The sequence below is a fragment of the Methylorubrum sp. POS3 genome (assembly GCF_043352485.1).
Classification (GTDB): Bacteria; Pseudomonadota; Alphaproteobacteria; order Rhizobiales; family Beijerinckiaceae; genus Methylobacterium; species Methylobacterium suomiense.
On the sequence record NZ_JAPRBT010000001.1, the window covers coordinates 3,029,149 to 3,049,204 of the forward strand.

Here is a 20,056-nt window from a genome sequence, read left to right on the forward strand (position 1 = left end):
CTTACGAAGGGTCGCCATGATGGTCTTGCTCGCCGCAGCCGCGCTCGGTGCCCCGGCCGCCCGGGCGGCCGAGCCGCCGCTCAAGCTCGTCGCGCTGGGCGACAGCCTCACGGCGGGCTACCGCCTGCCCGCCGACGCGGCCTTTCCCGCCGTGCTGGAGCGGGCGCTGAAGGCGAAGGGCCGCGCCGTCGAGATCGCCAATGCGGGCGTCTCCGGCGACACCACCACGGGCGGGCTCGACCGGCTCGACTGGTCCGTGCCCGACGGGACCGACGGCGTGATCCTCGAACTCGGCGCCAACGACATGCTGCGCGGGACCGACCCGGCGGTCGCCCGCAAGGCGCTGGACACCATCGTGGCTCGGTTGAAGGAGCGCGGGATCCCGGTCCTGCTCGCCGGAATGCTGGCCGCGCCGAATCTCGGCACCGACTACCGCGCCCGGTTCGACGCGATCTATCCCGATCTCGCCAAGGCGCACGGCCTCGTCCTCTACCCCTTCTTCCTCGAAGGCGTGACGGGCAACCGCGCCCACACCATGGAGGACGGGCTGCACCCGAACGCCAAGGGCGTCGAGACGGTGGTGGCCGGCATCCTGCCCACGGTCGAGACCTTCCTGGATCGGCTGAAGCCGCGCGGAAACGGAGGACGCTGAGGCGATGCCGCGCCTGTTCACCGGTCTCGAGATCCCGTCCGGGATCGCCGAGCGCCTGACCCTGTTCCGCGGCGGCCTGCCCGGTGCCCGCTGGGTCGAACCGTCGGATTACCACATCACCCTGCGCTTCCTCGGCGAGGTCGACGGCAGGCTCGCGGCCGACCTCGACGCGGGCCTCGCCGAGGCCCGCGCCCGCGCCCCCCTGACCGTGACCCTCGACGGGCTGGCCAGCTTCGGCGGCGACCGGCCGCGGGCGGTCACCGCCTCGGTGCGACTCACGCCGGACCTCGCCGACCTCCAGGAGGAGCACGAGCGTATCGCTCGCCGGGCCGGCGCGGAGCCGGAAAGCCGACGCTTCACGCCGCACGTGACGCTCGCCCGGCTCAACCGCGAGGCGGATGCCGGGGCGGTGGCGCGCTATCTCACCGAGGCGGGCGTGTTTGCGCCCCTCACCTTCACGGCCGAGCGGGCGGCGCTCTACTCGGCCCGCACCTCGCGGGGCGGCGGACCCTACCTGGTCGAGGCGGCCTATCCCTTCGGGCTCGGCGACGGGCTCGGCGACGGGCTGGACGAGGATGAGGATTGACATCCGATCGAGCGGGTCAGGCGCGGGACCGTTTTCGACGCCTCGCAGGCCCGACTAAGGTTCGCTCCGCAGGTGTCCCATGGGGTAGGAACGAAGACCGCCCCCGCCCGAATCAAACGACCGGCAACTCGATCCGGCACCGCACGCCGTCCGGCTCGAAGGCGTAATCCGTTCGTCCGCCGAGGGCGTAGGCGAGCGCCTGCTCGATCAGTTCCCGGCCATAGCCACGCCGTGTGACGGTCTCCGGCGACACGGCCACGCCGGTTTCGATCCAGTTCAGAGCCAAGTGCCGGCCGCCGTCTGCTCCGATCAATTCCCAGGTCACGGAGAGGCGGCCGGTCTCGTCCTTCAGGGCGCCGTACTTGACCGCGTTGGTGGTCAGTTCGTGCAGGGCCAGGGCAAAATTCTGTACCTGTTGCGAGGTCAGCAACACGGCCGGTCCGTCGATGACGATGCTGTCGGGGGCGTTGTCGGCGTGTGCAGCGAGTTCTGCGCGCACCAGCGCCTCGACCGCGACGCTGTCGGACCCGCCCTGGCTCAGCAGGGATTGAGCCCGGCTCAGCGCCTTCAACCGGACGAGGAAGCTCTCGGCGGACGAGCCCCGGCCCACGGTCCGGTTGGCCATCGAGGTGACGACACCGAGCAGGTTGCGCGATCGGTGCTGCAACTCGTTGACCAGAACCTCGAGACGCGCCTGCAGCATGCGCCGTTCGTTGACATCGATGTTGACGCCCGCCCATTTGCGGACCGTTCCATCATGGCGCGTGATCGGCACGACGCGAACGTTCGACCAGCGCCAGGACGCGGTCGCTGCGTGCCATAAGCGATATTCGGCATCGACCGGGCGCCCCGCGGCGACCGCCGCGCGCCACTTGCTCTCGGTCGCCGCCCGGTCATCGACGTGGATGGCGTCGAGCCAGCCAGTGCCTCGCCATTCGTCCAGGCACTGACCGGTGAAGGCGCGCCAGCCCGGACTGTCGGCAACGATGGACCCATCCGGCTCCGCCTCCCAACTGAACTGACCGAACCCCTCGACCAGCCCCCGGAACCGTTCCTCGCTCTCACGCAGCCGCTCCTCTCCGAGCCGTTCGGCCGTGACATCGAAGCTGACGCCATTGATGATCCAAGGCCGCTCCGACTCGGCACGGCCCCGCCAGCGCACCCAGCGTCCGCTGGTCGGGCCGCTGACAACCGCGAGCTGGCCATCGAACTCCTCGCCCACCGCGATGGCCCGCATGACTATGTCGGCCATCTCCGTCTGCCCCTGCGGGGACATCCGGTCCGTGAAATCGGTAAAGCTGCGCGGGCTCTCGGAGGGCGGGAAACCCCACAGCTCCATGAATGCGGCATCGCCCCAAGTGAGCTTGTTGTTCAGGTCCGAGCGCCACGTGCCCATTCGGCCGCCTGTGATCGCGACGCGGCGCAGCTCTTCGCTCTCACGAAGCGCGATCTCGGCTTGCTTGCGGGCATCGATGTCGATGTTGACCCCGGCCCATTTCTCGACTCGACCACTCGCGTTCACCACGGGAGCGGCGCGAACGTTCGTCCAGCGCCACGTGCCATCGGGTGCGCGTAAGCGGAATTCGGCATCCATGAGGTCGCGCGCCGCGACCGCCTCTCGCCATTGCCGCTCGGCATGGACCCGGTCGTCGGGATGGATCGCGTCGAGCCAGCCGTAGCCGAGCCACTCCGTCAGCGTCTGGCCGGTATAGGCCCGCCAACTCGGACTGTCGGCGACGACGACGCCCTCGGCATCGGTCTCCCACTCGGCCTGTGCCCAGCCCCGGATCAGGAGGCGATGCCGCGCCTCGCTCGTGCGAAGGGCCTGCTCCGCCCAGCGCTGTGCCGTGGTCTCCTTCAGGCTCCAGAGGACGCCGGCGACCGCCCCGGTCTCGTCGCGGACCGGCGCATAATCCACATCGAACCAAGCCTCCCCCAACTGACCCTGCCGGAGCACGGGATAGGGCTGGCCCAGCAACCGCACCGATCGCCCGGCCATGCCGGCCACGATATCGGCCTCGAAGACGTCACGCGCTTGGGCGAAGGTCTCGTAGGCCGACCGTCCCAGCGCCAGGACGCGATGCTCCCGAAGCAGTTCGGTGAAACGGTCGTTGTAGAGGAGGATCGCGTCCGGCCCCCAGACGAGGCTCGTCATGCTCGGCGACGCGAGCATGAGATCGACGATGGTCTTCAAGCTCTGCGGCCAGCGCAGGATCGGTCCTAGGGACGTCGATGCCCAGTCGAACGAGCGGATCCGTTCGGCCATCTCGCCGCCGCAGGGCCAAAGAGTGCCGACCTGTGCCATCGCTCCACGGATAGGACGAAGCAGCACCGGTCAATTGCTCCAAGTAAATTTTCGTCCGATTAAATCCCCGATACGGAGGTCTGCTTGCTGCCCACCTGAAATCGGCTGCAAACCATCCTCAGCAGCCGTTCTGCAATCCACCGAATTGTGTTGTGCCCCAGGCGGAACGCGTCCCCCTCCGACGCGTCCCCGTCTTCTCGAGACGCCGCCTTCGGCGAAGACCTCCGTGGAGGCCCCGCCGACGCTGGATCCCGGAACGAGGAAGCCGGCAAGGACAGCAATTCTCAGGATGCGGCCGGAGGGGGCGCGGCCTCCTCGGCATCCGCCCAGCCGGTGCCGGTCCAGACCCGCACGGTGACGATCGCCCGCCCATCCTCGATGCGGATGCGGTTATACGCGTTCGGCTCGTTGCCCCGCAGCCGCGTCGAGGTGGCCGAGCCGGCCTGGACGGCGAGCAGGCGGGTGCCGTGGGCGCGGGCGGTGCCGCGGTCGACGGCCTCCGAGTCCGGCTCGGCCCCGGTCTCGGGCGCCTCGACGAAGCGCGCATAGTGGCGGTGGAGATGGCCGGCGAGCGTCAGGCCGACGCCGTGGCGGCGGAAGGCGTCGAGCGCCTCGTCCGCCCGGCCGACGAGGCGGGCCTCCGCGTCCCAGGGCGGCGGCATGAACGGGTGGTGGCCGACCACGATGCGGAAGACCTGCCCGGGCAGGGCCGCGAGCCGCGCCTCGGTGCGGGCGATCTGGGACCGGGTGATCTTGCCCTGCGACCAGTCGGTCTCCGGGGCCCATGTCCGCACGGTGTTGAGACAGATGACCCCGATCTCGTCGTCGAGGAAGGTCGGCTCGGTCTCGGCGTGGATGAAGTTCCGGTAGCGGCGGAACGGGTGGAAGAAGCGCGAGAACAGCTTGAAATGGGCGATGTCGTGGTTGCCCGGCACCGCCACCCAGGGCGCCGAGAGCCGGGCCAGGAAGGCGCGGGCCTCGGCATATTCCCGGCGCCTCGCGCGCATGGTGAAGTCGCCCGAGGCGATGATCAGGTCGGGCGGGGCGCGGTTCAGCTCGTCCACGAGCCCCTCGACCACGGCCGGGTCGGTGCGCCCGAAATGCAGGTCGGAGATATGCGCGATCCGCCTCACGGCCGGTTCTCCTCAGGGGTCATGGTCGGCACCGTGTCGGTCATTTCGGCGGGCACGATCACGGTGAGCGCACGGGGCCGCAGCCGGTAGCGCAGAGGCGAGGCGATCAATCGGATTTCTCCATCGTTCATCACCCGTAACGCTCGACGGCCCGCCGAGATCGCCAATCCCGAGGCCTCGTGCCGTTCCAGGCCCGGCACGCCGCGCCAGGTCCCGGTGGCGAAGCCGAGGGCCAGCCGCGCGAGGCGCCACGGTGGCAGTCGGCGAGCGATGTAGAGCGTGAGCCGCCCGCCATCGACCCGTTCCCGTTCGAGGATTTTACCGGGCGCCTCCGCGTAATCGTTGTTGACGACGCAGAGCAGCCGCAGCCGCACCCGCTCGCGCCGCCCGCCGAGGGTGACCGTGCTGCGCAGGCGCGGATAGGGGCCGAGATGGCGCAGGGTCGCCAGGGCTAGGCGCAGGAGCCCGAGCGGGCCGAGGCGCCGCCCGCGTCGCCCCTCGCGGTGGCGGGCCATGCGCGCCGGCATGCCGATAACCGAATTGATGAGGAAGACCGCGCCGTTGACCTCGCCGACATCGACGGCGCGGGGCCGGCCCGTCCGCAGCAGAGCGATCGCCGCGTCGAGATCGCGCGGAATGCCGAGATCCTTGGCCAGCAGGTTCATGGTGCCGAGCGGCAGGATCGCGAGGGCCACGCCGGTGCCTGCCAGGATTCCGGCGGCGCAGTTGAGCGTGCCGTCCCCGCCCGCCACGGCAACGACGGTGACGCCCTCGGACCGGGCGGCGCGCGTCAGGCGTTCGGGCAGGGGCAGGTCCGGATCGGGTTCGGGCGCGAGGTTGAGTCCCGCGGCGGCGAGCCGGGCGCGGATCGCCTCGGGGCTGAGCCCATCGTGGAACGAGCCCGACGCGGCGTTGGCGACGAGGGCGATGCGCATGGGGGAGGGGGTCCGGACGAGAGCGACGCCCGGACATGGCACAGGCCGTTCTCGGCCCTGTGACGGTGCGCTCTTCAGCCCCGCGGCGGTCGGCGCTCGACGATGCGCGCCTGGAACCAATCCCGCAGCACTTCGCGCTCGTAGTAGAAGGTCTGCCCGGACGAGGAGCGGGCATAGCGCATCAGGAAGTTCAGGTCCGAGACCGTCTCCTCCGCCGCGAGCAGCGTGCGCCGACCCTCGCGCAGGACGTAGGCCAGGCGGAAGCGCGGCGGGGTGACGTCGTTGACCACCCGGAGGCCGAAGGGAACATTCGCCCCCGGCTGGTCGAACCCGGCAAGGTCGATGTCGAGCACGTCGATGTCGAGGCTCTGGCCCGGCCCCAGCACCCGGTTGCCCAGGCTCTCGAACAGGCGGCGCATCTCGGCCAGCGTCACCCGCAGGGACAGGCCGGACCCGAAGCGGTTCTCGGCATCGGTGTAGCGCTCGGGGGCGACGAAGCGGACCTGGACCTGCGCCAGGGCCGGAACCGGCGCGGCGAGCATCGCCGCGACGGCCACGGCTCCGAGCCATCGCCTCATTGCTGCGAGCGCTTGATGATCGCCTGCAGCGCCCGGGCCACCGGCTCGGTGATGGTGCGTCGGTACTTGCGGTGGACCAACTGACCGTTGTGGTAGATGTCCTGCTCGACGTAGAGCCGCTCGCCGTCCCAGCGCACGATGTTGTCGGATTCCGTCGTCTCCTCGACACCCAGATCCTGGCGGAGGATCGGTGCGCCGGATGTCGTTTGCATGGAACGCCTCGCGTCGGGGTCTCGACCCTGTCGTCTTTAAGCCCTGCGGCGGCGGGGCACCAGTCGGGACGGACGCCTCCCCGAACAGCGAAGCCGCGTTGACGCCGTTCGCTGTCGCCGTCGCGGCTCGGCCGCCGCATCATGCCGACCGCAGCGGCGGTCGGACCGGTCAGCGCACGGTCACCTGATCCTTGATGCGCTGATAGGTGGCGCGGTTGAGCACGCGCTTCGACAGGAGTTGATCGACCGAGGCGTAGGGCCGGTGCCCGATGATCGCCCGGCCGATCGCACCGCCGCCCTTGAGCCCGTTCAGTTCGGCCAGCGTCGCGGTGTTGAGATCGATCAGGGCCACGGCGGGCGGCGGGGCGTTCTCGGCCGCCACCTCCGCCGGATCGGGCGCGGCAGTGGGCGGCGAGGGAAGCGTCGCGGGGGCGGCCGGTGCGACGGGAGCGGGCTCGCGGCGGGGCAGGGGGGTGACCGGGGCGGGCGGCGCCTCGGCCGAAGCGGGTGGTGCGGGCGCGACCGGCGCGGGCTCCGCGGGTTCCGGTGGCGGTACGGGCCGGCTCGCCTCGGACCGCGGCGCAGGGGCCACGGGCGGGGATACATCGGTGGACACGGCCGATCCGGGGGTGCCGCTCCGTGTCCAGACGAATTGGACGATCCCCGCGATGCCCGCCGCCGCCACCAGGACGAGGAGGACGCGCAGGATCGTCGAGCCGCTGAGCATCCGAGCCCTCCTCCTCCGATCCCGGACGTTCGGCCCGGCGGGAACCGGCGCGACCCGCCGTGTCGCGCTTCTTCAACAATCTTAGGACGTTCCGCCGCGACGGACATACGCCGGAAGCTTAGAAAAGCCGGCTGTGCACAGGCCGCTTGCGCACAATCGAGGCGACGGCCCTCGCCGGAACGCTGTGATCCGCCCGCACCACAGCCCAAGGGGTTGCGCGCGTGACGTGCGGGAACGCGATACGGCCAAGCTCGTTCTGTGATAAGCTGAGCCGTTCGCCCGGGCTCATGGGATCCGACCGATGTCTCCTCGTTCCCGCTGGTCCCGCCTGATCGCGGCCGTGCTCGTCGCGGGCCAGGCCGCCGCCTGCTCCTCGCTGCCGCGCACCGCCTACACGAAGGCCGAGGCCGAGGCGGCGTCCGTGCCGGGGATGGTCGGCGTGCGGGCCTATGCCGACGCCTCCGCGGCGGAATTCGTCACGATGGCGGCCTCGCCCGAGCGCAAGCGGCAGGCCTTCAGCTACCTCGCCCTCTCGGGCGGCGGCGGCGACGGCGCCTACGGCGCGGGGGTGCTCAACGGCTGGACGGCATCGGGCACGCGGCCGGACTTCACCATCGTCTCAGGCGTCTCGACCGGCGCGCTGATCGCCCCGTTCGCCTTCCTCGGACCGGCCTACGATCCCTATCTCACCGACATCTACACCAGCGGCATCGCCGGCTCGCTGGTGCAGAGCCCGAGCCTCGCCAACGTGCTGTTCGGTTCGGGCCTGTTCGGCGACGGACGCCTGCGCGACCTGATCGCCCGCTACGTGACGCCGGACCTCCTGCGCGCGGTGGCGGAGGAGCATGCCAAGGGGCGGCGCCTGCTCGTGGTGACGACGAATCTGGATTCGCAGCGCGCCGTCATCTGGAACATGGGCGCCATCGCGGCGAGCGGGGCGCCCAACGCCGTCTCGCTGTTCACCGACGTGCTGACGGCCTCGGCGAGCATCCCGGCGGTGTTCCCGCCGCAACTCCTCGACGTGCAGGCGGAAGGCCGCGCCTTCCAGGAGATGCATGTGGACGGCTCGGTGGTGACGCCGGTCTTCACCCTCCCGCAATCGTTCCTCGTGCGCGACGGGCGCATCAAGAGCGCCGGCAAGGCCGACATCTTCGTCGTCATCAACGGGCGGCTGGAGCCCGAATTCGACGTGACCCGGAACAACACGCTCTCGATCGTCGAGAAGTCGTTCACGACGGCGAGCCGGGCGCGCTCCCGCGCCACCCTGGTGGCGACCGACGCCTTCGCGAGCCGCAACGGCATCGGCTTCAACCTGACCTATATCGACGAGCGCGCCCCCCAGGCCAGCACGGCCCGCGGCTTCGACACCGGCTACATGCGCAGCCTCTACCAGTTCGGCTACGAGACCGGCCGTACCGGCCGGTTCTGGCACCGGGACGTCCCGGCCGCCCCCCTCGTGAAGGACGTGGTGCAGGAGGCGGTGGCCGGGCGCTGAGGACGCGGGAACCGCGTCAGAGCGCCATCGTCAGCGGCTCGAGGCTGAGGCGCACCGCGCCGTCCCGGCGGCCGGTCTCGGCGGCGGCGTAGCGGATGGCCGCCTCACGGCTGCGGAACAGGCCGCCGCCGAGGCCGTGGCATTCCAGAGCGACCCAGCGCCCCCGACAATCCTGCCCGACGACGTAGCTCAACGCGATGCGGGCCGGGGGAGGCTCGACGAGCGTCGGGGCAGCGGAAAGCGATACGGACATGATCGTGCGGGGGTGACGCGGTCGGGGAAGCGGACCGCGTCGGGAATGTGCGGGCGCGGCCGTGAGGATTCGAGCGGGAAGACGGGCTGGTGAAATGAGGAAATCATAAGCTCGGCCCGAGAGTACGGTGCCACTCGCGCCCTTTCCCGACGTCGTCTTCCGCTGCGTCAAGGCGGACGGGATCCCGTCACCATGCCAAAGTCGAGCGCTCCCTGGACCGCAGCCGAGCTGCGGGCGCGAAAAGGGGTATATCGGCGCAGCGCACCCCACCGAACGCAGACGGGCAGAGGCCGCTCGCATCAACGAACGACCTCTGCCCGTGGCGAAACTTCCCAAAAATTATTTGCGAAGGATCTTGGTCACCAGACGACCGATCGAATTGCTCGATCCGGCGTTGCGGTCGTCGCGCACGACCGGGCGGTCCTCGGTGCCGAGGATCTTGGTGACGAGGCGGCCGATCAGGCTCATGGCGGGCTCCGCGTGCGAGGGGGAACGGTGCAGCTTCTGCCGTTAACGGTCCGCCCCGCCGCGGCGTTCCGTCAAGCCGGTCGCCGCCACAGGCTCGTCGCCACCGGGAGTGCGAAGGCCACGAACAGGAGGGCGAGCGCCCCAGCGAAGCCGTGGGGCGGGGCGAGATCCATGCCGCCGCCGACGAGGGGAGGCCCGAGCATCAGCCCGACATTGTAGAGCATCACGAAGGCGGCGTTGGCGCCCGCGAGATCGGGCCCCCGCAGGGATGCCCCGAGATGGGCGAGGCCGACGGTGTAGAGCGTGCCGGCGATGCCGCCCCAGGCGAAGATCAGCGTCGCGAGCGCGGCGAAGGAGCCGGAGGCGGCGGGGATCAGCGCGGCGCCGAGCGCCCCCAGGAGGCTCGCACCGAGCATCACCGCGCGGCGGTCGACCCGATCGGCGAGGAGACCCACGGGGATCTGGAACAGCACGTTGCCCAGGGCCGCCGCGCTGACCAGGCCGGCCGCGGCCCGGGCGTCGAGGCCGATCCGCAGGCCGTAGAGCGGGAGGATCGCGAAGGCGCCCGCCTCGACGGCGCCGTAGAGTGCGGCGGCGAGCACCGCCACGGGGGCCAGCCGCAGATAGGTCGCGAGCCGGCCGCCCTCGCCATGGGCCAGAGCCGGCGAGAGCGTGCGGGCCAGGGCGAGCGGCAGCAGCCCGAGGAAGAACAGGCCGGCACCCGCGAGATAGGGGGCGAAGCCCTCCGTTCCGAGCAGAGTCAGGAGGGCCGGCCCGACGGCGAAGCCGAGGGCCAGCACCGTGGCGTAGATGCCCATCACGAGGCCGCGCCGCTCCGGCGGCGCCGCATCGTTGATCCAGAACTCCGACAGCACGAACAAGGCCCCGAGCGTCGTCGAGAAGACGAAGCGCAGGGGAAACCATAGGGCGAGATGCGGCAGCAGCTTGAAGGCGACGAGGCAGAGGCCGCCGAGCCCGATCGCCAGCGCCAGCAGGCGCACCACGCCGAGCTTGGCCGCGAGCCGCGGCACGAACGGCACGGTCAGGATCGCGGCCAGACCCGCCACCGCCGTGTTGAGGCCGATGACGACGCTCGAGGCGCCCATCCGCTCCATCTCGAGCGAAAGCAGCGGAATCGACAGGCCGAGCCCGATGCCCACCACCGCGACACAGGCGATGGCCGCGGACATCGCGCCGAGGCGATCACGGTCGGAGGGAGCAACGAGGACGGACATGCGACTTCGGGCGAGGGGAGGACGCCTGCCTGAGCAGCCTTCCTTCCCGCCGGCAACCCGGGTCGATCAGGCGGCGTGCCGATCCGCACCCGCGCCGAAATGGCCGATGTAGCGCGCCGCGATCGCCGAGACCGGCAGCACCACGAACACGTCGGTGGTGCCGAACTGCCGGTCGATCACCGCGCCGTCGCCGAAGGTGGCGCCGACCCGCAGATACCCCTTCATCAGCGGGGGCAGGCTCGCGAGGGCGGCCTTGGGATCGACGGCCTCGCGGGCGAGCCGATCCATCGGCACGTAGCGCTCCGGCAGCGCACGGGCCCGCCACGCCTCGGGGGCGCGGGCGTGGTGGTGGAGGAAGCTCAGGGGCAGCGCGAGGCGGTCCGGATCGGTGCCCTCCAGGCTCGCGCAGCCGAGCATCGCGTCGATGCGGTGATGCAGCACATAGGCCCAGATGCCGTGCCACAGCAGCTCGACCGTGCGCTTGGTGCGGTAGGGCTTGAGCACGCAGGAGCGGCCGAGTTCCAGGAAGCGTTTGTCCGGATGGCGCTCGATGAGCGGGGCGAGGTCGTATTCGCCCGCCGAGTAGAAGCCGAAATGCGCCTCCGCCCGGGCCTGGCGCAGCAGGCGGTAGGTGCCGACCACCTTGGGGCGGGGCTTGCGGAAGGGCTTCGCCTCGGTCGCCGCGTGATCGATCACGAGGAGATGGTCGCAGACCGCGTCGTAGGCATCGATATCCCGGCGCTTGAGCGCGGCGAAGCCCGTCGGCACCGCCGACATCTCCTCGTAGAACACGCCGAAGCGCAGGCGCTGGGCCCGGCGGATCTCGGATTTGGTGGTGGCGAGCCGCACCTCCAGTTGGCCGATCCGGCCGAGGCAGGGATCGAGCCCCGGCTCGGTCAGCAGCGCCTTGCGGCGGGGCTTCAGCAGGATCGGTGCGCCGCCGGGCAACACGATGTCACCCCCCTCGAAGGTCTGACGAAAGCGGGCGAAGGGCGCCTGCACCTTCGCCTCCCAGCCGGCCTTCCACGCCGCACCGGCCTCGCGCGGGGAAAAATTCGGCAGCATCGGCACAGATCCGTCCCGTCGAGGCGTGGCGAACGCGTCCGCGGCCCCTTCAACGCGCGGCGACAACACCACGAAGGCCGCACGCTTTTATGACGGAGGAATCGTTTGCCGGACAGGGGCTTGCGCGAGGAAGCGGGGCGCCCCGCGCAAGATCGGGCGATGAAGCCGGCGAAGAAATCCGGCTCACGATTTCAAGCCCTTGCCGAGCGCGTTTCGCGGCTCACACGAACTGGTTCAGGCCGGGGATGGAGGCGACGATCGGGCCCATCGTGTCCTCGCCCACCGTCTCGCGGCCATAGGCGAACAGTTCCTGGCCGAGCGGCTGCATCTGATTCATCGGCACGCCCGCCGAGATCAGTTTCTGGCCGAGCGCCATCACGCCGCCGCCGCCCATCATGCCGCCGAGCATGCCCATCAGCCCGCCCCCGCCGCCCTCGGCGGCGTTCGCCTCGGCGATGGCGGTCTCGGAGCCGGGGAGGGCGGCGAGCAACTGGCTGACCTCGGTCGCCGGCCCCTCCTTCTGCAGGAAGGCTAGGATATGGCCGATCGCGGTCTTGGCGGTCGCCGCGTCGAGTCCCGTGCGGTTGGTGACGCGGGCAATCAGCTCTTCCATGAACCTCGTCCTTCTCGGTGCGAATCGTCTGTCCGATGTGGCCGCCGCGAAATCAAGGGTTGCCGAGGCCATCGCCCCGCTTCCGGCACGGCCTCACGCGCCCGTGGCCGCCTTCCGCGGCCCGAGGTCGTTCGCTCCGCGCGGCCCCCTGGATCATGACGCCCTGCGGCCTTAACCTCGGCCGTCCGGGACAGTCGCAGGTCGGTCGGGGGACATATGAGCGCGGATACGGGCACCATCCTGGTCGGCCGGAGCACGGGCTCGAATCCCAAGCCCGAGGTGCTGACGCTGCGGCTGGCCAACCGGCACGGCCTCGTGGCGGGCGCGACCGGCACCGGCAAGACCGTGACGCTCCAGGTGTTGGCCGAAGGATTCTCCAATGCGGGCGTCCCGGTCTTCGCCGCCGACATTAAGGGCGACCTGTCCGGGCTCGCCGCCGCGGGCGAGGCCAAGCCTCACTTCGTCAAGCGGGCCGAGGAACTGGGCATCGTTTACGAGCCCGACCGGTTCCCCACCGTGTTCTGGGACCTGTTCGGCGAGCAGGGTCACCCGATCCGCTGCACGATCACCGAGATGGGCCCGCTGCTGCTGGCGCGCCTGCTCGAACTCAACGACACCCAGGAGGGCGTGCTCAACATCGCCTTCCGGGTGGCCGACGAGAACCAGTGGCCGCTCATCGACCTGAAGGATCTGCGCGCGCTCCTCACCTTCCTGTCGGAGAACGCCAAGGCGCTGTCGGCGACCTACGGCAATGTCTCGTCCGCCTCGATCGGCGCGATCCAGCGGGCTCTGCTCGTGCTGGAGAACCAGGGCGCCGACAAGTTCCTGGGCGAACCGGCGCTGAACCTGTCCGATTTCATGCGCACCGACCGGGAGGGGCGGGGCTTCGTCAACATCCTGGCCGCCGACAAGCTGATGCAGCGGCCGCGCCTCTACGCCTCGTTCCTGCTGTGGATGCTCTCGGAGCTGTTCGAGCAGCTGCCCGAGGTGGGCGACCTCGACAAGCCCAAGCTCGTGTTCTTCTTCGACGAGGCGCACCTGCTGTTCAACGACGCGCCGAAGGCCCTCCTCGACGCCGTGGAGCAGGTGGTTCGGCTGATCCGCTCCAAGGGCGTCGGCGTCTATTTCGTGACGCAGAACCCGCTCGACGTGCCGGAAACCGTGCTGGGCCAGCTCGGCAACCGGGTGCAGCACGCCCTGCGCGCCTTCACCCCCCGCGACCAGCGCGCCGTGCGCGCCGCCGCCGAGACCTTTCGCCAGAACCCCGGCTTCGACGTGGCCAAAGCCATCACCGAACTCGCCGTCGGCGAGGCTTTGGTGAGCTTCCTGGAGGCCAAGGGCACGCCTTCCATGGTCGAGCGGGCGCTGATCGCCCCGCCGCAGGGGAGGGTGGGCCCGCTGACGCCGCAGGAACGCGCAAGCGTCATTGCCGCCAGCCCCTATCGCGGAAAATACGACGAGGCGGTCGACAACGAGAGCGCCTACGAGATGCTCGCCAAGCGCAAGGATCTCGACAGCGCCCCGGCGGAAGCCGCCGCTCAAACGGAAGGGGGCCTCGGCGGCATGCTGGGCGGCTGGCTCGGCTCCGTGCTGGGCAGCGGTGCCGAGGCGCCCAAGGGCAAGGGCCGGAGCCGCCGCCCGCCGCCGAGCCTCGTCGAGCAGGTTTTGGGGAATGCCGCGCGCTCCATGGCGCGCAAGGTCGGCACCGAGGTGGGCAACGCGATACTTCGCAACGTGCTCGGGGGGCTGACGAAGAAGTAGGGGGCGCCGCGAGCGGGATGGCGCGGCCTTCGACTTTTCGTCACCGAGGCGGGCGGATCGATGTCGGCTGATCAGACAATGTCATCGTCGCAACCGTTTATTACTGGATTAATGCGCGAATTGCGGCGATAAGATAGTCTTTTCATACGAATCTCCGATGTCTTATCTGCATATCGCCTTCGATCCATCCGCGCGAGCCTCGCTTCGGCAAGCTTTCCCTGACGATCGCACCCTCGCCTTCTGGGACGACCTGAGTTTCGGGTCGATCGATTCGCCCGATCCGCGGCGGCGTGCCGAGGCGATCGAACGGGATTTCGGCTTCGCATGGCAGGGAGTGGCCGATCAGGTGGCAGTCTGGGACGCGATCGAGACCGAGATCGGGGCGGGAGCGACGGACTGCATCGCTTGGTATTCGCGCAGATCGGTGGTCGAGTTCGCCAACTTCCTGGGCTTCAACGAATGGATGGGGACGCGCCCGTTCCGCGCGGTCGATCTCACGGACGTCGAGGTTCCCCCGGCGCATCGGACCCCGACGCAGCCGGATCGAATTCCCGTCAGGGCCGTCGGCTGCCTGAACGCCGAGACGATCCAGCGGGAACGATTGACCGAGCGGGCCACCACCCTCTCGCCGGAGCAGCGGGCGGCCGACAGGCTCCTCTGGGACACGCTGCGAGCCGAAATCGCCCCCATCCGGATCGTGCGGCAGGGCACCCTCGTGTCGGCGGGAATCGACGTCTTCGACGGAATGCTGCGCGCGTTCTGTCCGCCGGACTGGCGCGGCATGGCTTATCCGGCCGGCTGCGTTATCGGCGCTCATGCGGAGGACGGCGTCGATCAAGCTCGCGATCTGATCCTGGTCTCCCGCCTGTTCGCCTTGATCGATGCGGGCATCATCGAAGGGCGCGGCGGCTTCACGTCCGTCCACGATACGCAGATCAGGGTACGGCCGGCCACATTGGGCGAGCCGCCCTCCCACGCCCTAGCCGGGGACCCGCCACGATTGACAGACCGCCCGATCACACTTTAAGGCAGCCGCAACGCGCGGCTTCCTCGACGAAGTCCGCGCGTTTCGCGTTCGCGCCCACGGCCCAGCCGGACGAGGCGCGGATGACCTGAACAAGAAGACGGCCCAGGCTCCTCGCGGCGCCGGAGGCCGGCAGAGAACACGAGAGACAACGATGTTCGCAGTCATCAAGACCGGCGGCAAGCAGTATCGCGTTGCCGCCAACGACGTCATCACCATTGCCACGCTCGAGGGCGAGGCCGGCGCCTCCGTCACCTTCGGCGACGTGCTCCTGTTCGGCGACGGCGAGGCCACCCAGGTCGGCACCCCGCTCCTGTCGGGCATCGGCGTGACCGGCGAGATCGTCCAGCACGGCCGCACCCGCAAGGTCATCGCCTTCAAGAAGCGCCGCCGCCAGAACTCGCGTCGCCGCCGCGGCCACCGTCAGGACTTCACCGTCGTGCGCATCACCGAGATCAGCGCCGGCGGCAAGTCCTCGAAGGCCGAGCCGCGCAAGGCGAAGAAGGCCGAATCGGCCGAGCCGGCACCTGCCGCCGCCGAGTAAGCCCGAACGCTGATTCCCAGAGACATTCCGGAGCAATCCCATGGCACATAAAAAAGCAGGCGGCTCGTCCCGCAACGGCCGCGACTCCGCCGGCCAGCGCCTCGGCGTGAAGAAGTTCGGCTCTGAGGCCGTCATCCCGGGCAACATCATCGTGCGCCAGCGCGGCACGAAGTGGCATCCCGGCACCAATGTCGGCATGGGCAAGGACCACACCCTGTTCGCGCTCGTCGAGGGCAAGGTGCAGTTCGAGACCCGGCGCGGCCGCGCCTTCGTAGCGGTCGTACCGCTGGCCCAGGCCGCGGAGTAACGGCGGACAGTCTCGTCATCGACGAAGCGAGCGTCCCGCCGGTGTCCCACACCGAACCGGCGGACGGTCGCGGCTTCGATGGAGCCGAGGATCGGAACACGGGGGAGGATGGGCCACCATCCTCCCCCTTCGTCGTCCCGCACGGTCGCTGTCAGCCTGCCTCGCACATCCCCCCGGTCGCCGCCGCTCCCGTGCGACGGCGCGGCGGGAACCTTGCGAGGCAGGCGCGGCGCCGGACCCGAGAGCGGACGCGGATGTTCCCCGATCTGACCCGAGACGACGTCTTTCGCATCGAGACCCGGCGGCTGTGGCTGCGCTGGCCGATGGCCCGCGACGCCGACGCCATCGCCCGCCTCGCGGGCGATCCGGCGGTCGCCCGCAGGACCTCAGTGATCCCCACGCCGTTGCCCCAGCACGAGGCGGAAAGCTTGGTGCTGCGGGCCCGCGCCGGCAACGCCGCCGGGGAGGGGCTGGTCATGGCGCTGTGTCGCCGGGCGAGCCCCGGTCACGCCGTCGGCATCATCGGGATCGAGTCGCGGCCGGAAACCGACGCGCCGACGGACGCACCGCATCTCGGCTACTGGCTCGGGCGGCCCTGCTGGGGCGAGGGGCTGATGCGCGAGGCGGCCGAGGCGATGGTCGAGGCCTTCTTCGCCTATGCGGGCGGGCGGTCCCTCGCCTCCTCGGTGATGCTGGACAATCCGGCCTCGCGGCGCATTCTGGAAGCCTGCGGCTTCGTTCCGGACGGGCGCGGGGCGTTCTTCTCGGTGGCGCGGGGCGAGACCGTGGCGGCCGATTCGTTCCGGCTCGATCGGGCGGGCTGGCTCGACCGGCGCGGACGATTGGCGGGAGGCTCAGCATGAGGACGCGCATCGTGGCCGGTCTCGGCGCCGGCCTCACCGCGGTCGCGCTCACGGCCTTCCTGGCCTCGATCAGCCGCGATCCGGCGCCGCCGCCGCGGCCGGCTCCCGCGGCGGAGGCGCCGAAGGCGGCGGCGGAGGCTCGGCTCTACTGCGAGTTCTACAACTTCGCGAGCCGTCATCCGAAGGTCGGTTTCTATTTCACCGCCCCGACCGGCGGCAGCGAATACGCCCAGATCTTCCAGCAGGAGGCCGACGGGGCACAGACCATCTTCGAGCCGCGCCCGGCCTGGACCTATGACCGGGACGGCGAGGAGCCGACGCTGAACTCGCCCGACGGGGCGATCCGCATCAACCTGTACGGGGATGCCAAGAACGCCACCCGCCCGGCCTCGGCCGCGTCGGGCGGCTGGTTCGAGGCGGGCCTGCGCAGCATCCAGTACCTCAACCTCGAAGGCCAGTGCCGCCGCACGGCGACCTGAGCCCAACCGAAAGACGCCGTACCGTGAAGTTCCTGGATGAGGCCAAGGTCTACGTGCGCTCCGGCGACGGCGGTCCCGGCTGCGTCTCGTTCCGTCGTGAAAAGTTCATCGAGTTCGGCGGGCCGAACGGCGGCGACGGCGGACGCGGCGGCGATGTCTGGATCGAGTGCGTGCAGGGCCTCAACACCCTGATCGACTACCGCTACCGGCAGCATTTCAAGGCCCGCAAGGGCGAGCACGGCATGGGCTCGAACTGCCACGGCGCCAAGGGCGACGACGTGGTGCTGCAGGTGCCCGCGGGCACGCAGGTGCTGTCCGAGGACGGCGAGACGCTGATCGCCGACATGACCGAGGTCGGCCAGCGGGTGCGGCTCGCCAAGGGCGGCAATGGCGGCTTCGGCAACGCCTATTTCACCACCTCGACCAACCGGGCGCCGCGCCACGCCAATCCCGGCCTCGAGGGCCAGGAGATGTGGGTGATCCTGCGCCTCAAGCTCATCGCCGATGCCGGCCTCGTCGGCCTGCCGAATGCCGGCAAGTCGACGTTCCTCGCCACCGTCACCGCGGCCAAGCCCAAGATCGCCGACTATCCCTTCACCACGCTGCATCCGGGCCTCGGCGTCGTGCGCTCGGATGCCCGCGAATTCGTGCTCGCCGACATTCCCGGCCTGATCGAGGGGGCCCATGAGGGCGTCGGCCTCGGCGACCGGTTCCTGGCCCATGTCGAGCGCTGCCGGGTGCTGCTCCACCTTGTCGAGGGCACGAGCGAGCATGCCGGCAAGGCCTACAAGCTGGTCCGGCGCGAACTCGAAGCCTATGGCGGCGGCCTGGAGGACAAGCCCGAGATCGTCGCCCTCTCCAAGGCCGACGCGCTCGACCCGGACACGCGCAAGCAACAGCTCGCCCGGCTGAAGCGGGCGGCGGGACGCAACGCCATGGTGCTCTCGGCGGCCTCCGGGGAGGGCGTGCAGGAAGCCCTGCGGGCGATTCAGGCCAAGCTCGATGCGGGCGATGCCGCGGAAGCCGAGACCGCGGAGCCGGCCGCACCCTGGCAGCCCTGAGGCGCAGCGTCGTTACGCCTCAGCGCCGCCCCTGACCCATTCTCGGCAGCCGGGGTAGCATGGGACCATGCGCCGCCCGCTCCTCCTTCTGCCCCTTCTGCTCTGCGCGAGCGCCGCCCGCGCCGAACCGTCCTGCACCGACCTGATCGACCGCGTCACCGGGGCGACCGGGGCGCGGATGGCCGAGCGTAGCGCCGATTTCGCGCGCTTCGATGCCGGCCCGGACACCTCGCTGACGCTCTCCTGCGGCGGGATGCACCCGTCCTCGGTCGGAGCGCAGCACCGGGGGGCGAGCCCGCCGGACGCCTATTACGATCTGTTCGCCAAGGCCGGCTACGCCGTGACGGGAATCGCGGCGGACCTGCTCCGCGATGCCGCCAAGCGCGCGCGGGACGGCGCGGAGCGCCTGCGCCACAGCAATGTCGAGGCCGGGGGCGCGCTCGTCACCTGTTCGACCATGACGAAGGATCAGGCGCCGCTCACTCTCTGCGCGGTGATCGAGCGCGCCGACCGCTCCTGATTTCCTCACACCAATCCCCCTCACGCTGACCCGTGCAAGAGGGTCGGCGCGGGGTCGGCGTCGTCCAGGGTGCGGGCCACCGCCCGGGCGACGGTGAGGAGTGCCGTGACCATCGGGGTCGCCGGATCGCGACGGGGCGCGACGAGGCCGATAGCGTGGCGAAGGTCCGGGTCGACGATGGGGATCGCCCGCAATCCCTCGGTGGGACCCAGCGCATCGGCGAGGATCGCCGGCATCACGCTCGCCCATTGCAGCGTGCGCACATGGGTCATCAGCACCACCATGGAATTCGATTCGAGCGTCGGCGCGGGTTGGCCGCCGGCCTTGCGGAGCTGCTCGTCGATGATCCGGCGATTCTGCATGTTGGGCGTCAGCAGGCAGAGGGGAATTTGTGCCAGTTCCGCCCAGGTAACGCTGGCGCGCTCGGCATAGGGGCCGCCCGCCGCGGTCAGCAGTTGGTAATGCTCCGTGTAGAGCGGCACGGTGGTGACGCGGCCGAGGGGCTCGTTGTCGATGTAGGTCAGCCCTGCATCGGCCTCGAGGTTGTCGATCAGCGAAAAAATGTCCTCCGAGGTCGTCGAGAACACGCTGAAGCGCACGTTGGGGTAGCGCACCCGGTAGGGGGTGGTGAGCGCGGCGACCATCGGCAGGGCAGTCGGCACCGCGGCGATGCGGAGATGGCCCGACAGGCCGCGGCGCAGCGACGCCACGTCGTCCTGCATGGCACGGGCATCGCCGACGATGCGCCGGCCCCAGGCCAGCACCCGATCACCCTCGGGGGTGAAACCCTGGAAGCGTGAGCCGCGCTGGACGAGGCGCACGCCGAAACGGTCCTCCAGGCTCTTCACCCCGGCCGACAGGGTCTGCTGGGTCACGCCGCAAGCTTCCGCCGCGCGACCGAAATGCTGCTCGCGGGCGAGCGCCAGCAGGAATTCCAGCTTGTCGATCACGCGGCACGATCCCGGCGGCCCGCGGGGAGGGGCCTCGGATCGTGGTAGGACGGGGCGGAGACGGGCTCAAGCGGAGCGCCGCAACGCGCTGGACGGCGTCGGTTTTCGGGGCTTCCGACGACCCAAAAGAAAAGGGCCGGCTCTCGCCGGCCCTTCCCCAAGTCTCGCCAGAAAGGCGCACGCGCGAAGCCGTGCGCCCAGTCCGAAAAGATTAGTCGTTGATGGCGGCGACGACGCCGGCACCGACGGTGCGGCCACCCTCGCGGATGGCGAAGCGCAGCTTCTCTTCC

General features: G+C 70.2%; 22 protein-coding genes and 2 pseudogenes. 11 read left to right on the plus strand and 13 right to left on the minus strand.

The window, feature by feature from the left end; translation table 11 throughout:
* Positions 1 to 16 precede the first annotated feature (16 nt).
* Both OWC43_RS14060 and thpR read left to right on the plus strand, forming a co-directional pair.
* Positions 17 to 652, plus strand: a complete 636-nt coding sequence (locus OWC43_RS14060; RefSeq protein ID WP_393957095.1) for an arylesterase — start codon at positions 17 to 19, stop codon at positions 650 to 652.
* A 4-nt stretch (positions 653 to 656) separates the two neighbouring features.
* Positions 657 to 1,238: an RNA 2',3'-cyclic phosphodiesterase gene (gene thpR, locus OWC43_RS14065; protein ID WP_393957096.1), complete on the plus strand. Its 582-nt coding sequence runs from the start codon at positions 657 to 659 to the stop codon at positions 1,236 to 1,238.
* A 112-nt stretch (positions 1,239 to 1,350) separates the two neighbouring features.
* Here thpR and OWC43_RS14070 read toward each other — a convergent pair whose 3' ends face one another.
* The 6 genes from OWC43_RS14070 to OWC43_RS14095 all read right to left on the minus strand — a co-directional run bounded on the left by OWC43_RS14070 (position 1,351) and on the right by OWC43_RS14095 (position 7,128).
* On the minus strand, positions 1,351 to 3,570 hold the full coding sequence (locus OWC43_RS14070; RefSeq protein ID WP_393957097.1) for a PAS domain-containing protein: 2,220 nt from the start codon (positions 3,568 to 3,570) through the stop codon (positions 1,351 to 1,353).
* 257 nt (positions 3,571 to 3,827) lie between these two features.
* The gene (locus OWC43_RS14075) at positions 3,828 to 4,676 is read right to left on the minus strand and encodes a metallophosphoesterase (RefSeq protein ID WP_137830966.1); all 849 of its coding nucleotides are present in this window, start codon (positions 4,674 to 4,676) and stop codon (positions 3,828 to 3,830) included.
* Positions 4,673 to 5,611 (minus strand): diacylglycerol/lipid kinase family protein, encoded by a 939-nt coding sequence (locus OWC43_RS14080; protein ID WP_393957098.1) that lies wholly within the window; start codon positions 5,609 to 5,611, stop codon positions 4,673 to 4,675. The genes OWC43_RS14075 and OWC43_RS14080 overlap by 4 nt, the downstream gene beginning before the upstream one ends.
* 74 nt (positions 5,612 to 5,685) lie before the next feature.
* Positions 5,686 to 6,189: a DUF3016 domain-containing protein gene (locus tag OWC43_RS14085; RefSeq protein WP_393957099.1), complete on the minus strand. Its 504-nt coding sequence runs from the start codon at positions 6,187 to 6,189 to the stop codon at positions 5,686 to 5,688.
* Positions 6,186 to 6,401, minus strand: a complete 216-nt coding sequence (locus OWC43_RS14090) for a hypothetical protein (protein ID WP_110351010.1) — start codon at positions 6,399 to 6,401, stop codon at positions 6,186 to 6,188. The genes OWC43_RS14085 and OWC43_RS14090 overlap by 4 nt, the downstream gene beginning before the upstream one ends.
* A gap of 169 nt (positions 6,402 to 6,570) precedes the next feature.
* The gene (locus tag OWC43_RS14095) at positions 6,571 to 7,128 is read right to left on the minus strand and encodes a ComEA family DNA-binding protein (RefSeq protein WP_393957100.1); all 558 of its coding nucleotides are present in this window, start codon (positions 7,126 to 7,128) and stop codon (positions 6,571 to 6,573) included.
* A gap of 301 nt (positions 7,129 to 7,429) precedes the next feature.
* On the opposite strand from OWC43_RS14095, the gene OWC43_RS14100 reads away from it, so the two are divergent.
* Positions 7,430 to 8,623 (plus strand): patatin-like phospholipase family protein, encoded by a 1,194-nt coding sequence (locus OWC43_RS14100; RefSeq protein ID WP_171015609.1) that lies wholly within the window; start codon positions 7,430 to 7,432, stop codon positions 8,621 to 8,623.
* Positions 8,624 to 8,639: 16 nt separating this feature from the next.
* Here OWC43_RS14100 and OWC43_RS14105 read toward each other — a convergent pair whose 3' ends face one another.
* The 5 genes from OWC43_RS14105 to OWC43_RS14125 all read right to left on the minus strand — a co-directional run bounded on the left by OWC43_RS14105 (position 8,640) and on the right by OWC43_RS14125 (position 12,257).
* The gene (locus OWC43_RS14105; protein WP_137831648.1) at positions 8,640 to 8,876 is read right to left on the minus strand and encodes a hypothetical protein; all 237 of its coding nucleotides are present in this window, start codon (positions 8,874 to 8,876) and stop codon (positions 8,640 to 8,642) included.
* A gap of 339 nt (positions 8,877 to 9,215) precedes the next feature.
* Entirely contained in the window at positions 9,216 to 9,344 is a 129-nt protein-coding gene (locus tag OWC43_RS14110; RefSeq protein ID WP_137831649.1) for a TFIIS helical bundle-like domain containing protein, read from the minus strand.
* 71 nt (positions 9,345 to 9,415) lie between these two features.
* Complete coding sequence (locus OWC43_RS14115) at positions 9,416 to 10,579, minus strand: MFS transporter (RefSeq protein WP_393957101.1); 1,164 nt, start codon at positions 10,577 to 10,579, stop codon at positions 9,416 to 9,418.
* A gap of 66 nt (positions 10,580 to 10,645) precedes the next feature.
* A complete protein-coding gene (locus OWC43_RS14120) occupies positions 10,646 to 11,644 on the minus strand; it encodes a GNAT family N-acetyltransferase (RefSeq protein WP_137831651.1) in 999 nt (332 codons plus the stop codon).
* A 220-nt stretch (positions 11,645 to 11,864) separates the two neighbouring features.
* Positions 11,865 to 12,257 carry a DUF2267 domain-containing protein gene (locus OWC43_RS14125; RefSeq protein ID WP_137831652.1) on the minus strand — a complete coding sequence of 131 codons (393 nt, stop codon included), beginning with the start codon at positions 12,255 to 12,257 and terminating at the stop codon, positions 11,865 to 11,867.
* A gap of 216 nt (positions 12,258 to 12,473) precedes the next feature.
* Between OWC43_RS14125 and OWC43_RS14130 the strand changes: the two genes are divergently transcribed.
* The 8 genes and pseudogenes from OWC43_RS14130 to OWC43_RS14165 all read left to right on the plus strand — a co-directional run bounded on the left by OWC43_RS14130 (position 12,474) and on the right by OWC43_RS14165 (position 18,816).
* Positions 12,474 to 14,018: a helicase HerA-like domain-containing protein gene (locus OWC43_RS14130; protein WP_393957102.1), complete on the plus strand. Its 1,545-nt coding sequence runs from the start codon at positions 12,474 to 12,476 to the stop codon at positions 14,016 to 14,018.
* Between the two features lie 157 nt (positions 14,019 to 14,175).
* A complete protein-coding gene (locus OWC43_RS14135) occupies positions 14,176 to 15,045 on the plus strand; it encodes a DUF3658 domain-containing protein (protein ID WP_393957103.1) in 870 nt (289 codons plus the stop codon).
* 151 nt (positions 15,046 to 15,196) lie between these two features.
* A pseudogene (rplU, locus tag OWC43_RS14140) lies at positions 15,197 to 15,505 on the plus strand (50S ribosomal protein L21); the annotation flags it as partial.
* A 121-nt stretch (positions 15,506 to 15,626) separates the two neighbouring features.
* The gene (rpmA, locus tag OWC43_RS14145; protein WP_137831655.1) at positions 15,627 to 15,893 is read left to right on the plus strand and encodes a 50S ribosomal protein L27; all 267 of its coding nucleotides are present in this window, start codon (positions 15,627 to 15,629) and stop codon (positions 15,891 to 15,893) included.
* Positions 15,894 to 16,147: 254 nt separating this feature from the next.
* Positions 16,148 to 16,756: a GNAT family N-acetyltransferase gene (locus OWC43_RS14150; RefSeq protein WP_393957104.1), complete on the plus strand. Its 609-nt coding sequence runs from the start codon at positions 16,148 to 16,150 to the stop codon at positions 16,754 to 16,756.
* Positions 16,753 to 17,235 (plus strand): hypothetical protein, encoded by a 483-nt coding sequence (locus tag OWC43_RS14155; protein WP_393957105.1) that lies wholly within the window; start codon positions 16,753 to 16,755, stop codon positions 17,233 to 17,235. Before OWC43_RS14150 ends, OWC43_RS14155 begins: the two co-directional genes overlap by 4 nt.
* A 23-nt stretch (positions 17,236 to 17,258) precedes the next feature.
* Positions 17,259 to 18,296 carry a GTPase ObgE gene (obgE, locus tag OWC43_RS14160; protein ID WP_137831658.1) on the plus strand — a complete coding sequence of 346 codons (1,038 nt, stop codon included), beginning with the start codon at positions 17,259 to 17,261 and terminating at the stop codon, positions 18,294 to 18,296.
* Between the two features lie 67 nt (positions 18,297 to 18,363).
* Positions 18,364 to 18,816, plus strand: coding sequence for a hypothetical protein (locus OWC43_RS14165; protein ID WP_393957106.1), 453 nt, complete (start codon positions 18,364 to 18,366; stop codon positions 18,814 to 18,816).
* A 20-nt stretch (positions 18,817 to 18,836) separates the two neighbouring features.
* Here the strand turns inward: OWC43_RS14165 and OWC43_RS14170 are convergent, their stop codons facing one another.
* Positions 18,837 to 19,766 carry a LysR family transcriptional regulator gene (locus tag OWC43_RS14170; RefSeq protein WP_393957107.1) on the minus strand — a complete coding sequence of 310 codons (930 nt, stop codon included), beginning with the start codon at positions 19,764 to 19,766 and terminating at the stop codon, positions 18,837 to 18,839.
* Between the two features lie 211 nt (positions 19,767 to 19,977).
* Positions 19,978 to 20,056: pseudogene (locus OWC43_RS14175) on the minus strand (elongation factor Tu); the annotation flags it as partial.